Source organism: Gillisia sp. CAL575, assembly GCF_000403785.1.
In the GTDB taxonomy this organism is placed as follows: domain Bacteria; phylum Bacteroidota; class Bacteroidia; order Flavobacteriales; family Flavobacteriaceae; genus Gillisia.
The window spans coordinates 184,314-197,993 of record NZ_APHJ01000026.1; the positions used below are offsets into that span (position 1 = coordinate 184,314).

14 protein-coding genes are annotated in these 13,680 nt (G+C 32.4%); 6 read left to right on the forward strand and 8 right to left on the reverse strand.

The genetic code is table 11. The features are described from left to right. Entirely contained in the window at nucleotides 1-540 is a 540-nt protein-coding gene (locus I130_RS09460; protein ID WP_034922108.1) for an AAA family ATPase, read from the reverse strand. Between the two features lie 82 nt (nucleotides 541-622). On the opposite strand from I130_RS09460, the gene I130_RS09465 reads away from it, so the two are divergent. The 3 genes from I130_RS09465 to murA all read left to right on the forward strand — a co-directional run bounded on the left by I130_RS09465 (nucleotide 623) and on the right by murA (nucleotide 3,008). After that, nucleotides 623-916, forward strand: coding sequence for a DUF493 family protein (locus I130_RS09465; protein ID WP_034922111.1), 294 nt, complete (start codon nucleotides 623-625; stop codon nucleotides 914-916). Between the two features lie 123 nt (nucleotides 917-1,039). Beyond that, nucleotides 1,040-1,681, forward strand: coding sequence for a DUF4290 domain-containing protein (locus I130_RS09470; RefSeq protein WP_034922113.1), 642 nt, complete (start codon nucleotides 1,040-1,042; stop codon nucleotides 1,679-1,681). A 13-nt stretch (nucleotides 1,682-1,694) separates the two neighbouring features. Further along, a complete protein-coding gene (gene murA, locus I130_RS09475) occupies nucleotides 1,695-3,008 on the forward strand; it encodes a UDP-N-acetylglucosamine 1-carboxyvinyltransferase (RefSeq protein WP_034922116.1) in 1,314 nt (437 codons plus the stop codon). Nucleotides 3,009-3,083: 75 nt separating this feature from the next. Here murA and I130_RS09480 read toward each other — a convergent pair whose 3' ends face one another. After that, nucleotides 3,084-4,538: a nicotinate-nucleotide adenylyltransferase gene (locus I130_RS09480; RefSeq protein WP_034922120.1), complete on the reverse strand. Its 1,455-nt coding sequence runs from the start codon at nucleotides 4,536-4,538 to the stop codon at nucleotides 3,084-3,086. Nucleotides 4,539-4,639: 101 nt separating this feature from the next. On the opposite strand from I130_RS09480, the gene I130_RS09485 reads away from it, so the two are divergent. Both I130_RS09485 and I130_RS09490 read left to right on the forward strand, forming a co-directional pair. Then, entirely contained in the window at nucleotides 4,640-5,401 is a 762-nt protein-coding gene (locus I130_RS09485) for an MBL fold metallo-hydrolase (RefSeq protein WP_034922124.1), read from the forward strand. Continuing rightward, nucleotides 5,401-5,898, forward strand: coding sequence for a hypothetical protein (locus tag I130_RS09490; protein ID WP_034922127.1), 498 nt, complete (start codon nucleotides 5,401-5,403; stop codon nucleotides 5,896-5,898). Before I130_RS09485 ends, I130_RS09490 begins: the two co-directional genes overlap by 1 nt. On the opposite strand, the gene I130_RS09495 is transcribed toward I130_RS09490, so the two are convergent. From I130_RS09495 to I130_RS09520, 6 genes are all read right to left on the reverse strand, one after another. Continuing rightward, nucleotides 5,895-6,554, reverse strand: a complete 660-nt coding sequence (locus I130_RS09495; RefSeq protein ID WP_034922132.1) for an alpha/beta hydrolase — start codon at nucleotides 6,552-6,554, stop codon at nucleotides 5,895-5,897. The two genes, I130_RS09490 and I130_RS09495, sit on opposite strands and share 4 nt — an antisense overlap. Before the next feature lie 3 nt (nucleotides 6,555-6,557). Beyond that, nucleotides 6,558-6,884, reverse strand: coding sequence for a DUF4870 domain-containing protein (locus I130_RS09500; protein ID WP_034922136.1), 327 nt, complete (start codon nucleotides 6,882-6,884; stop codon nucleotides 6,558-6,560). 44 nt (nucleotides 6,885-6,928) lie between these two features. Next, nucleotides 6,929-8,191: a dihydroorotase gene (locus tag I130_RS09505; protein WP_034922139.1), complete on the reverse strand. Its 1,263-nt coding sequence runs from the start codon at nucleotides 8,189-8,191 to the stop codon at nucleotides 6,929-6,931. Beyond that, nucleotides 8,188-10,104: a BatA domain-containing protein gene (locus I130_RS09510; RefSeq protein WP_034922142.1), complete on the reverse strand. Its 1,917-nt coding sequence runs from the start codon at nucleotides 10,102-10,104 to the stop codon at nucleotides 8,188-8,190. Before I130_RS09510 ends, I130_RS09505 begins: the two co-directional genes overlap by 4 nt. Nucleotides 10,105-10,164: 60 nt before the next feature. After that, nucleotides 10,165-11,364 carry a sensor histidine kinase gene (locus I130_RS09515; protein WP_034922150.1) on the reverse strand — a complete coding sequence of 400 codons (1,200 nt, stop codon included), beginning with the start codon at nucleotides 11,362-11,364 and terminating at the stop codon, nucleotides 10,165-10,167. 90 nt (nucleotides 11,365-11,454) lie between these two features. Continuing rightward, nucleotides 11,455-12,663 (reverse strand): GAF domain-containing sensor histidine kinase, encoded by a 1,209-nt coding sequence (locus I130_RS09520; protein ID WP_034922161.1) that lies wholly within the window; start codon nucleotides 12,661-12,663, stop codon nucleotides 11,455-11,457. Between the two features lie 247 nt (nucleotides 12,664-12,910). On the opposite strand from I130_RS09520, the gene I130_RS09525 reads away from it, so the two are divergent. Then, nucleotides 12,911-13,675, forward strand: coding sequence for a TIGR02757 family protein (locus tag I130_RS09525; protein ID WP_034922172.1), 765 nt, complete (start codon nucleotides 12,911-12,913; stop codon nucleotides 13,673-13,675). Nucleotides 13,676-13,680: the final 5 nt, after the last annotated feature.

Sequence of the window (13,680 nt, forward strand, 5' to 3'; positions counted from 1 at the left end):
TTATCCATCTAAGGAATTCATTATAAAGCTACATCTATTGGCAACGGTACCTTTAGGCACTACAATAGGGTCGTAACCATAAGTAATATAAGAATTTTTTAAGTTCTCGTGTATCACTAGGGCCTGCTCATAAGATTCGTATCGCTCACTATCGCTTGTATAGATCTCTTTCCAAGGTGGTAGCAAGAATATTTTATCGTATGTATGGTTCTTACAGGCTACTACAAATTCTTCTGGATAGGAGGTGCCAAAATAATCCATATAAGCAACTACGTCTGGAATTCCACGATCTAAGAAAATATGCTCTTTAGATAGTTTCACGGCTTCGTAATGCTGATTTATTCTTGCTTCCAACAACTTCTCGCTGAATAAAAGGGGTTTTTCTAAAAATAACTGCTCAATTCCTTGTTGTTGAGCTTCTATAGTTATTTGTCTTGATACCTCATGTAGACAATGCTGCCCCTGGGATTCCAAGTAATTAATAATAGAAGATTTTCCTGTACCGGGACCGCCGGTAATAACTATTTTTTTATTTTGCACGATGCAAATTTCGGTATTTGTGATCGATAAAAAAAATGAAACATAACTCGTATATTTGCAGAAGTAGGAATGAAAAGATATTATGGAATCAGAGAAAAATCCAGAAGAATTTTACGATAAATTAAAAGTCCAATTAAAAGAAACAAGTTCTTGGCCTTCAGTCTATTTGTATAAGTTTATTGTACTTACTAATAAATCAAAAATTGTTCAAATTCATGATATTTTTGATAATATGGGCGCTGTTATTAATACAAAGGAGTCTAAAAATGCTAAATATACAAGTGTTTCTGTAAATGTTAAAATGAGCGATCCAGATGCGGTTATAGCAAAATATAAGCGAGTAGGGAATGAAGTGGAAGGAGTAATTTCCCTTTAAAACTTAAAACAAGCTACTTTATGCTATTTAATTGTTTTCCTGCATAGGGAGGTTGAATAATATTTAGTATTTTGCAATCGGTATAATTTCTACCAAATTAGTTATCACCAATAAATTTCAATTTTGACGTACGAATTAGAATATAACTCCGAAAGGAGCAAGTTAATCATTCCAGAATATGGTCGGCATTTACAAAAAATGGTTGAACATGCAGTTGCCATTGAAGATGAAGAAGAGCGTAACAAAGTAGCTAAATCTATTATTGCTGTAATGGGAAATATGAATCCTCATTTAAGGGATGTTCCAGATTTTCAGCATAAATTATGGGATCAATTATTTATAATAAGTGATTTTAAATTAGATGTAGATTCTCCTTTCCCAAAGCCTTCCAGAGAAGTTTTAGAAGAGCATCCAGAACCAATGCCATATCCTCAAAATTTCCCGAAATATCGTTTTTATGGAAACAATATAAAAAGAATGATAGATGAGGCTGTAAAATGGGAAAGTGGTGAGCTTAGGGATGCCTTAGAGTATGCCATTGCTAACCACATGAAAAAGTCTTATTTAAATTGGAATAGAGAGACGGTAGATGACGATGTGATCTTTAATCATTTAAAAGAATTAAGTGATGGTAAGATAAATCTAAAGAATAGTGAAGAAGATCTTAGCGAAGCTGCAAGCTTGCTTAGAGGAAATAAAAAATATAGCAATACCCCTAAGAAGCCTGTTAGTAACAGGAATCCTCGCGGACGTAAACGCTACTAAAAATCTTAATTTTATGGGTACTTTTCAAATTGAGGGTGGTCATTCCTTAAGTGGAAGCATACAACCTCAAGGCGCTAAGAATGAAGCGCTTCAAATTCTTTGTGCAGTTTTATTAACTCCGGAAAAAGTTATAATAAATAATATTCCTGATATAATAGATGTCAATAAGCTAATTAAACTTCTAGGAAATTTAGGTGTTAAAATTGAAAAATTAGGTAAAGGCAGTTATAGTTTCCAGAGCGATGCTATAGATCTAGATTATTTAGAGAGTGATGCTTTTAAGAATGAAGGTAGTGGTCTTCGAGGTTCTATTATGATCGTTGGTCCTTTATTAGGGAGATTTGGAAAAGGATATATTCCTAGACCAGGTGGCGATAAAATTGGAAGAAGAAGATTAGATACCCATTTTGATGGGTTCGTGAAACTTGGGGCTAAATTTAGATATAACAAGGAAGAGCGTTTTTATGGTGTGGAAGCTCCAAACGGTTTAACTGGAAGCTATATGTTACTGGAAGAAGCTTCTGTAACTGGAACTGCCAATATTCTTATGGCTGCGGTTTGGGCAAAAGGAAAAACTACGATTTATAATGCGGCATGCGAGCCTTATCTTCAGCAATTATGTAAGATGCTGAATTCCATGGGAGCTAAGATCGAAGGAGTTGGCTCTAACTTATTAACGATTGAAGGAGTTGAAGGTTTTACAGGTTGTGAGCATACAATCTTACCAGATATGATCGAGATTGGATCATGGATTGGTTTGGCGGCCATGACTAAAAGTGAGATTACTATTAAAAATGTAAGTTGGGATAATTTAGGTTTAATACCTACAACTTTTGAAAAGCTTGGTATTACCATTGAAAAAAGAGGAGATGATATTTTTGTCCCTGCACATATAGATGGTTATGAAGTACAAAATTTTATAGATGGTTCTATAATGAATATTAGCGATGCACCATGGCCAGGATTTACTCCAGATTTATTGAGTATTTTATTGGTAGTTGCAACACAGGCAAGAGGAAGTGTGCTAATACATCAAAAAATGTTTGAGAGCAGATTGTTCTTTGTAGATAAACTAATAGATATGGGGGCGAAAATTATCCTTTGCGATCCACATAGGGCTACCGTAATAGGACACGACTTTAAATCTAGTTTAAGAGCTACCACCATGACTTCGCCAGATATTAGAGCAGGAGTTTCTTTATTAATTGCTGCAATGTCTGCAAATGGAACCTCAACTATTCATAATATTGAACAAATTGACAGAGGTTATGAGAATATAGATGAAAGACTTAGAGCTATTGGGGCTAAAATTACCCGAATAGATTAAGTATAAGTTCTTCTGAATTAAACAAAAAAGCTGGATAATTATTTATCCAGCTTTTTTGTTTATATAATTTAATTATTAGGACTTATCTTGAAGAGAGTGTTCTCTATATCCAAACAATTTTTGATCTTTAATCATACTGGCAGTACGTTCTGGTAACATATTTTCCCAACCGGTTTTACCTTCATTAATCATTTGTAAGATCTCTCTAGAGAAAACATCTAAAATATCTGGGTTATATTTTTCAATATCAACCACTTTCCCATTATGTTTAAAGAATTTAAATAATTCTTTCATTCGAGGATGTACTTTTAAATTTTCACTTGTTATAATTTCACCAGTTTCAGGATCTTTAAGAGGGTAGAGGTATACTTTAAGATCCTTAAAGAATAGTTTTCCAAATGCTTCTAAGATTCCACCACTTAAATGACGGTAGTATTTCTCATCAAAAATATCGATTAGGTTATTTACTCCCATGGCTAATCCCATTCGCTCTTTGGTATAGCGAGAGAAATATTCAACAACTCTATAATATTCCTGGAAGTTAGAGATCATTACAGTTTGTCCTAAAGAACAAAGCAATTCGGCACGATCCATAAAATCCCTTTCATCTATTTCACCCTCTGCACGAAGGTTGGAAAGAGTGATTTCAAAAATAACTTCTGTGTTTTCTTCCTCTACTTTATTTTCTTGTATAAAAAGTTCTAAAGACCTTTTATACATATCCATATTTACATTAGTAACAGGTCTAAAACTCCCTCTTAATGCAAGAATATTCTTTTTATAAAGTATTCTGGCTGGTAAAATATTATTTCCATCTGGTGCAAACATAACCGCATCGGTCATGCCATTTTTTACCAGTTGAAGACTCATTAGCCTATTATCAACTTTTTCAAATCGAGGTCCAGAAAAATTAATAGTATCTATTTCTATCTGATCTTTATCTATATGATCATAAAGATATCTCAATAATTTTTTAGGATTATCATACTTATAATAAGCCCCATAAATAAGGTTTACACCTAAAATACCTAAAGTGTTTTGCTGAAGTCTTGCATCATTTTCATGAAAACGAATATGCAAACTTATCTCATTATAATCTTCATTTGGATCTACTTGGTATCGTATCCCAATCCAACCATGACCTTTGTATTTCTTAGCGAAATCTATGGTAGCAACAGTATTTGCGTAACTAAAGAATAATTTATTAGGATGTTTTTCTCTGGAGATCCTATCTTCAATTAACCTGATCTCGTAAGAGAGCATTTTTTTCAACCTGGCTTCAGTAACATACCTTTTATCATCTTCAACTCCATAAATGGCATCACTAAAATCTTTATCATATGCACTCATTGCCTTTGCAATAGTACCCGAAGCTCCACCAGCTCTAAAGAAATTTCTTACAGTTTCCTGCCCTGCACCTATTTCAGCAAATGTGCCGTAAATATTTTCATTTAGATTTATTCGTAAAGCTTTACTTTTAATTGAAGGAACGTTTTCAAACTCACGGTCCCCCATAATGGTAATGGGCATAGTTTTATCTTTTTGAGAAAAGTGTTACTGGAAACAAAGGTAGTAAAAACAGAAGCCTGCAGAAAAAATATTATACTTACTTTTGTCTTAAAATAATAAGCTTGCAAGTAACATTTTTAGGTACAGGAACTTCACAAGGAATCCCAGTTATTGGTAGCAAACATCCAGTTTGTTTAAGTGAAAATCCAAAAGATAAGCGTTTAAGAGTTTCTGTTCTTGTGGAATGGGAGGGATCCATTATTTTAATTGACTGTGGGCCAGATTTTAGAGCCCAAATGCTAACGAACAAAGTAGATAGACTAGATGCTATTCTTTTTACACATGAGCATAACGATCATACTGCTGGTTTAGATGATATTAGGCCCTTTTTTTTTAAGCAAGGGGATATCCCAGTATTTGCGCATTCAAGAGTGTTGCAAAATTTGCATAAACGTTTCGAATATATTTTGGATGATCATGATAAATATCCTGGAGCGCCCAGTGTTCAGATAAACGAAATTGAAAACAAACCTTTTCTTTTTAAGGACTTAGCTATTATTCCTATTAATGCATTGCACAACAGGTTGCAAGTATTTGGATTTAGATTAAAGGATTTCGCCTATTTAACCGATGTAAAAACAATAGAGCCTGAAGAAACAAATAAATTGGAGGGAGTAAAGGTTTTAGTGATAAATGCACTAAGACAGGAGTCTCATCATTCTCATTTTAGTTTGGAAGAGGCTTTGACTTTTATTGCTGAAGTAAATCCAGAACAAGCATATATTACTCATATAAGCCACTTATTAGGATTCCATGATGAGATTCAGGCTACTTTGCCAAAAAATGTTTTTTTGGCCTACGATAATTTAAAAATCACTATTTGATGCGAAGTAAAATAATTTCTTACCTATTAATATTTATGTTCTTGTTCACAATATTTATTTATGTGAACGATAAAAAGATCCTTGACGCTAAAGAAGAAAAAATAGAAAAATTCCAAGATAGAGTAGCAGAATTAGAGAAGGAGAAAGAGCAATTAGAAAGTGAAAACTTGAATTTAAATTATTTTTCTTTAGCTGAAAATGAAGAAGCAATATCTTATTTTGAACGTTTAGGAATCAATTCTAAAGAATTAGCGCAAGCTATTGAAGATGAAATTATAGGACGAAATAAGGCCGCTGAAGATAATGACCTAGTTCCTTTCGCTGGTATGGAAGGAGTAATGCGCATTAATAAAGTAAAGATCCTAAACCATAAATGGATCATTGCAGATTTTACCGATGGTACTTACTGGGGAGAGATACTCATATCTTACGAGTTAGATGAAAACAAAAATCTAATCTTGAATACGGAAAAGTCATTTCTCTATCCACAGGATTAAAGACGATCTATTAACCACTTTTTAAGTTCGGTAAAGTTTTGTGGATGCACTCCGTGTCCCACTGGAAATTCTGAATAGCTATGCTTAACTCCTAATTTATTTAGAAACTCTGGAGCTTTTCTAGCCCAAGATACAGGTATTACCTGATCTTGACTTCCGTGGGAAGCATATATAGAAAGGTCTGAAAAATCATTATTCTCGAATTCAGGAGAAATAATTTCAGTATTTATATACCCACTCAGCGCAATCACGTTTTTAACTTTAGCTGGTTCACTTAGTGCTACTGCGTAACTTAAAATAGTGCCCTGACTAAAGCCTAGAAGCGTAATATTATCTTTATCTACAGGATAATTGGCAATCACTTCATCTATAAAATTAGAGATCGCTATACGAGATTCTTTAGCTTGTTCATTATCACTGAATTTTCCTTGAACAGCATCAAAATTTATAGCATACCATGCATTTCCATATGGTTGAAGCTGATAAGGAGCCCTTGCGGAAATAATTAATAATTCTTCTGGTAATTCGCTAGCAAACGAAAATAGATCGTTCTCATCGCTACCATACCCATGCAACATGATTAATGTTGGTGCCTTTCCAGAAGTTATTGAAGAGGGTCTTACAAGATGCGTTAAAGAAAGAGGGATTGTTGTCATTTTTTAATTTACAGTACTAAACCATTTTTGAAATTGTGCTCCTAATAAAGGAACTTCCTTTTGTTCTCCTTGAATTGCAGTGACTAAACCGTATCCCCAAAGAATTATGATAAAGATCCAAAAGGAATATGAAACCATCCAACTATCAAAAATGCTTACAAATGCTCCTAATACAAAATAGGTAATATGGATTCCTAAAGCTTGTCTAATATGAAAACTAGCGAAACTATTTTTAGTCTCGTTGTTCATAAAATAAGCTATAATGGTCCCAATAATAGTAAGATACGCCACGATTGCGGCAGATTTTCCATTTTCTATGTTAGTATTCATGATGTTTAGATTTTAATTGATTGATGAATTGCAAAAATATGCAATTAACCTTTAGATGGCATGCTATATCTCATTCCATTTATAATTCCATAAACTTCACCTTTTATCTTTAAGTCGAGAAACATACTGTTTTTGGAATTTGAATATATGTTTTCTTTCCTAAAATAACTTTGCACTTCAGGATTGAAAAAACTTAGATTTGCCTGATGTCCCTCTTTAATTTCTACTTCGGGAATATTAAAACGCGCTCTTCCTTTAGTTAATAGACTTATAGTTTCATCTAGATCGAAGATAGTAGAAAGTGCACCAAAAGCTGATTCTAAACCAATGGTACCGTAAAGAGCATGTTCAAATTCTACTTTTTTATTTTCTAGATCTATTGGGGTATGATCTGAAGTTACCATATCTATAGTTCCATTCAGAACTGCTTTACGCAAAGCGTTTATATCTGGCTTAGTTCTTAAAGGAGGTAATACTTTATAGCGAGTATCAAATTCCACCAATTCGTCATCGGTATAGATCAAATTATGTATTGCGACGCTACAGCTTACATCTAAGCCCTTTTTCTTGGCATCTTTAATTAGTTTTACCGATTTTTCAGTAGAAATAGTTGGGATATGTAACTTGCCGCCGGTGTATTCAAGAATATAAAGGTCCCTAATTATTTGTAGCTCCTCTGCTAAAGCAGGGATTCCATTAAGACCAAGCGAAGTACTATTTATATGCTCATTTACCAATCCATATCCCGCAATTTGATCGTCCTGCGGGAAAGATTGCACAAGTCCGTCGAAATTTTGAGCATATAGTAAGGAGAGTTTTAAAAGATTTGGATGTGCGATAGCCTTCTTATAATCACCAAAGGCAATTGCTCCAGCTTGATACATATCGTATAATTCAGCAAGATCTCTACCTTCAGATTTCTTAGTTAGCGCACCAATGGTAAATAATTGAACTGCGTTGTTTTCAGCTTTAGACTTTACAGAAGTTATACTTCCGTTATTATCCAAGACTGGGTTTGTTCCTGGGTTGAGTGCAATTTGAGTGAATCCACTTTGCCCAGCTACCTTGAGTCCGTTTTTAATGGTTTCGCGTTCTTCATATCCTGGTTCGCCAAAGCTTACACTGCTATCAAACCAACCTTTTGATACATGAAGATTTTTAAGATCGATCACTTTATCTAAATCCTTTATATTCAAAGAAGATCCAATCTTTTTAATAATTCCACCCTCAATTAAAATATCTACCTTTTTGTGATGGTATTTAGATCCTGGATCTATTATTTTGGCAGCCTTAAGGAGTAGCTTCATTTAAAATATTTTAGGAGTAAAGTTTCAATTATTAAAAATAACAGTGCAAAAGTAACAAACCATTTCCAAAATGTATTCTTTTCATCTACATAGCCTTCAGAAAAAAAGAATTGTTTCAGATCCCTAATCTGTTGGAAATTTTTAGTGTTATCTAGATCTGTATAGTTCATATTACTTTCATCTGTAGATACATTATAACTAATTGCCATAAGTGGCTTATCTCCTAGTTCAACGGAATAATTATCGGGAATATGTGGCAGCTCATTGGTAGTGATTTCAATATCCCCTATAGAGCTTTTTTGCTGGGGGATAAACGATAATTTGTCGGATCTTAATTTAACAATTTCGTCATTATTAGCAATTATAGGAAGAGTAATCTTATTCTCAATTCCTATGTAACTATATAAAGAAGGAGTTTTAATTTTAGAAATAGCCATCTTGTAAAATGTAGGAACCACTAAAGGGGACTGGGTAAAATTGGAGTTTTCAGAATTTAGGGGTGCCGAAAAAATAAATGAATTGCCCTTCTGAAGTAAAAAGGGTTGATTATCCTGCAATGATAAAATGGTATTAGAATCTGAATTTAAATTATAACTGATCTGTACTTTTGGATATTCAAAATTCTTGACCTGTTTATCAAATACTCCATTGTATAAAGGATGCTGAAATTTAATCCCAGTTACTAATTTCTCCTCTAACTGTTTTTTATCAAACCCAGAAATTCCCATTGATTTAAGAAAATCATTAAAATTAGATCCTAAATTTTCTGCGGAAGGAATAATGATAACAATTTTATTTTTTGAAGCGAGCTTAGAGAGACTAGAAGTTAGTACATCACTGATCTCTGGAATTTCATTCAAAATGATTACATCTGCATCATTAAGGACATTGTAATTAATGGAAGTAGCTAAAAAACTAGAGTAGTCAAATTCGGAAGCGGTATATATGCGTTGTAAAAAATCACTTTTTCCCGGATTAATGCTACAAACTTTAATAGGTTGAATTTTATTCAGTGAAAAATAAATAGAATTGTCAAATAAGAGTCCGTTATCTTCTATCAGGATCTTCCCTTGATGTATTTCAGGATCATTAATAGGAAAAGAAAGTCTAGTTGAACTATTAGATTCTATATTAGCGCTAGTTTTTCCAATTAGTTTGTTGTTACTGTAAAGTGATACTGGAGTACTTTGTGAACTTTTTCCAGTATTACTTATCCTGAGATTCAGAATTCTAGAATCCATATTTTCAGAAGAAATAAATGCAGTATCTATTTTTAAGTTTTCTTTTCGCTCCAGAGACTTTTGATAGATATAAAGATCAATCTCTGAATTTTCATTGTTTAATGGAAGCTGAAAATTCTGCTGAAGGTCAGAAATTATTAGAAATTTCTTTAGGATACTAGAGTCCTTTGAAAAACTATTTGCTGCTTTTAATATTGCCGTTTTAAAATCCAGTTGATTTCCAGAATATTCTATGTTTTGAAGGTTTTCTTTAGTAACATTTTTATGATTTTCTGAATTAGTAAATAAAGTAATATTCTTATTTGAAAAATCGCTTTCTAACAATTCCTGTACACTTCGCTCTAATAATTTTCCTTTTTTTCCGATAGCTTGCATACTATAGGAATTATCCAAATAGATTACAGTTTCCACATTTTCAGAATTTAGAATTTTTGAAGGGAAATAAGGTTGAGCAAAGGAAAATATTATAGCAGTAAGGGCCAACAATCTGGTGGTAAGAATTAACCACTTTTTTATTCTGGAACTTTTTCTGGTTTGGAGGCTTAGTTTTTTTAGAAATTTTACATTAGTAAAATATTCTGTCTTAAACTTTCTAAGTTGAAATAAATGAACAATAATTGGAATAATCAGCAGTATAAGCGTGTATAATACTTCTGGATAATAAAACTGCATGAATATTTAATTGTTTCTCAAATATATAAAACAGCTTTTTAATATAGTGATTAAGGGGAACTAAACTCGTTTAATAGTAAACTGAAAGTTACTCCCTTCTCCAAGTGTAGAATTTACTTTTATACTTCCTCCCATACTATTTATAAGTTTCTTTACAGTTGCTAGTCCAATACCGCTTCCTGGGTTTCCATCGCGATCATTAGTATCTAAAGTTGTGAAAAGCTCAAAGATCTTTGAGGAATTTTCTTCAGAAAAACCATTACCATTATCTATTACCGCAAAGTGATAGTAAGTCTCAGTCTGTTTAAAAGTGATTTGGATCTTTCTGTGGTCTTTGGTATTATATTTTAAGGCATTAGTTACCAAATTCAGGAAAACCTGTGTAAGAGCTGCTTTATTCACATTATTTAATGCTGCAGTTTCTGGATAATCTATTTCCACATCGTTTGCAACATCATATAAATGTGCAATACCACTAAGAAGATTATGGAGATCTACATTTTCATAATCTTTCTCTAAAATATGTTCGCTTCTGTAAAAACTTAAAATTCCATCTACATAATTCCGTAGGGAATAAGAAGATTCGTTTAAATAATTTAAATATTGAGTGGTTTCGTCATCAAATTTACCTTGATTTTCAACCTTAAGTAATTCAGTAAGCGAGATTATATTTGCTAAAGGAGACTTTATATCATGAGAAACTACACTTGCAAATTTCTCTAATTCCTGATATTTTTGTTTAAGTTTTTTCTGAACAATTCTAAACTTTTTATTCTGCTTAGCAAATTCGAATAATTTCATACATTGGTTTCCCAAAGCTTTCAAACCTTCAATCTGATATTTTTTTAATTGACGTTCTTTTGTATCTAGAACACTTAAAACTCCAATAACATATCCTTGGGCATTAGATATTTTAATGCCTACATAGAATTTATATTGATCTTTATAATGAATTTTTGCTTTATCAAAAATAAGAGGAGCTTCAGAATAATTCAAACAATATTGGTGATCTTCAGATTCTAAAGTGAGTTGGGCAAATGCATCTTTTCGCTCTATCTCATTTATATCTATTCCTGTTTTTGACTTAAGCCAGATATGATTTTTATCTATTATACTTAAAAAAGCGGTAGGCGCATGGCAGATGGTTGCTGCCAAAAAGGTAAGTTGATTAAAATCTTCTTCAGTAGTCGTTTTGGAAATATCATAATCTGTTAGTACAGATTGCCTTATTTTCTCATTAAACGCTATTTTTTGCTCCATATTACTCCCTACTTCTAAAATTATCTATACGACAGTCAATAATATGAAATTTTTCTCAGCTATTTTGCTGGAAATCAATGATATTTTATTTTATAGCGCTCTTTTAATAGTAAAATTAAAAGTTGTGCCTTTATTTACTTCAGATTGTACTGAGATTTCTCCTCCTAAATTATGCACTAATTTTTGAACGGTAGATAGTCCAATTCCGTTTCCACGATTACCACTTCTATCTGATTCTTCTACAATGGTAAAAAGTTCGAAGATGGCTTCTTGCTTATTTTCAGGAATACCAATTCCGTTATCTGTTATAGAAAAATGATAATATCCATTTTTTTCTACTCCTGTAACATCTATAATAATCTTTTCTTGATTATTATATTTAAGACTATTTCCAATGAGGTTGAAGAATATTTGTTGAAATGCCGCTCTATTGCAATGAACTATTAAGTTATCTTCAGGCAAATTTATCTCACAATCAAATTTTATATTTAATAAATCTATAATCTGCTCTAAAACATCTTGTAAATCAAAATCTTCAGTGTGAGAGTCTAATAAAGTGTCACTTTCATAGTGGTTAAGAATGTCTGTAATATAATTGCTTAATCTAAAAGAAGATTGTTTCAAATAAGTTAAATAATTAAGCCCTGTGTCATCCAACAACTTCCCGTATTTCGCTTTAAGGAGATCTGATGTGATAATCATATTTGCCAGGGGCATTTTCATATCGTGAGATACTGTTCCAGCAAATTCTTTAAGTAGATTGTTTTTTATCCCTAACTCCTTCTTCACCTTCTCTAATGCAAGATTTTGACGACGTAATTCGAACAAACTTTCTACTTGTTTCGCTAATGCCTTAAGTGCATCTTTTTGTTTGTCATTTAGAGAATGAGGTTTTTTATCTATAACACACAAGGTGCCAAGAGCCTCTCCGGTCATAGATTTAATAGGCATTCCGGCGTAAAATCTTATGTCAGGATCAGAGGTGACAAGAGGGTTGTTTATGAATCTTTTATCAAGATGTGTATCTTTAACTTCCATGATTTCATCTGGCTGTAGGATAGCATGAGAGCAAAACGAAACATTTCTATCTGTGTCTTTTAGATCTGTTCCAACTTTAGCCTTGAACCATTGTTTTTCCTCTCCAACTAGGGTTATTAAGGAAATAGGAACTTCACAAATAAATGATGCTAATAGCGCAATATTATCGAAATTAATCTCTGTTTCGGTGTTTAGAATCTGGAGTTCGTTTAAAGAAGCTATTCTAGCAGTTTCGTTTTCAGGTTGTAAAGCTTTAATCATATAAAATTAGATCTTGGTTGGAATCTGGTTACAAAAGTATTAAATGGTTAAAGCTAATAAAACATTAATTTTAACTCAAAGCACTAATCTTTTCAATAATGATGCCATTAAAAATTTTTAAAATTTTTGTTCCTCATTTAGTGATGCAACCCTTTAACTTATTAAGCGAACTGGTAAAAATGTAAAGCATTATAAGTAATTGATTTTGAAACTTTATCTTTGAATTCATTATTTTAAATATAGCAATTTGTCACCTACAGAATTAAAGGAATTTCTCGATTCTAAATATGTACAATATAATAATTTCAATTTTATTGAAAGCGACCCTATAAGCATCCCGCATAAGTTTAGCCTTAAAGAAGATATTGAAATAGCTGGGTTTTTAGCTGCTACTATAGCTTGGGGTAATAGGAAGAGTATTATTAAAAATGCAAATAAAATGATGGATCTTTTAGGAAATTCTCCCTACGATTTCATATTAAATCATTCTGATTCTCACTTGGAACCTTTAGATGATTTTGTTCATAGAACCTTTAATGGATTGGACTTTCAAACTTTTATAAAAGCCTTAAAACATATATATCTTAATCACGGTGGACTAGAATCAGTTTTTTCAACAATTGATACAAATGGATCTCTACAGCAAAATATCTCTGAGTTTAAATCTATTTTTTTTGAAATTGATCATTTGTCCAGAACAGAAAAACATGTGAGTGATCCTTTAAAAGGATCGGCAGCGAAGAGAATAAATATGTTCTTAAGATGGATGATACGTAAAGACAATGCAGGTGTAGATTTTGGCATCTGGGAAAACATTTCACCTTCGTTATTGTCCTGTCCATTAGATGTTCACTCAGGAAATGTAGCAAGAAAGTTAGGCTTGCTAAATAGGAAACAAAATGATGCAAAGGCTGTTTTTGAATTAGATATAGCTTTGAGAAAACTGGATAAAAATGACCCCGTAAAATACGATTTCGCCTTATTCGGATTGGGTGTTTTTGAGAAGTTTTAGTTTCA

What these genes read in the sequence shown, in the direction of transcription:
- I130_RS09520 (WP_034922161.1), bottom strand. Translation starts at nt 12,663, where the DNA reads ATGATTAAAGCTTTACAACCTGAAAACGAAACTGCTAGAATAGCTTCT.
- I130_RS09465 (WP_034922111.1), top strand. Translation starts at nt 623, where the DNA reads ATGGAATCAGAGAAAAATCCAGAAGAATTTTACGATAAATTAAAAGTC.
- I130_RS09490 (WP_034922127.1), top strand. Translation starts at nt 5,401, where the DNA reads ATGCGAAGTAAAATAATTTCTTACCTATTAATATTTATGTTCTTGTTC.
- I130_RS09510 (WP_034922142.1), bottom strand. Translation starts at nt 10,104, where the DNA reads ATGCAGTTTTATTATCCAGAAGTATTATACACGCTTATACTGCTGATT.
- I130_RS09480 (WP_034922120.1), bottom strand. Translation starts at nt 4,538, where the DNA reads ATGCCCATTACCATTATGGGGGACCGTGAGTTTGAAAACGTTCCTTCA.
- I130_RS09505 (WP_034922139.1), bottom strand. Translation starts at nt 8,191, where the DNA reads ATGAAGCTACTCCTTAAGGCTGCCAAAATAATAGATCCAGGATCTAAA.
- I130_RS09495 (WP_034922132.1), bottom strand. Translation starts at nt 6,554, where the DNA reads ATGACAACAATCCCTCTTTCTTTAACGCATCTTGTAAGACCCTCTTCA.
- murA (WP_034922116.1), top strand. Translation starts at nt 1,695, where the DNA reads ATGGGTACTTTTCAAATTGAGGGTGGTCATTCCTTAAGTGGAAGCATA.
- I130_RS09500 (WP_034922136.1), bottom strand. Translation starts at nt 6,884, where the DNA reads ATGAATACTAACATAGAAAATGGAAAATCTGCCGCAATCGTGGCGTAT.
- I130_RS09515 (WP_034922150.1), bottom strand. Translation starts at nt 11,364, where the DNA reads ATGGAGCAAAAAATAGCGTTTAATGAGAAAATAAGGCAATCTGTACTA.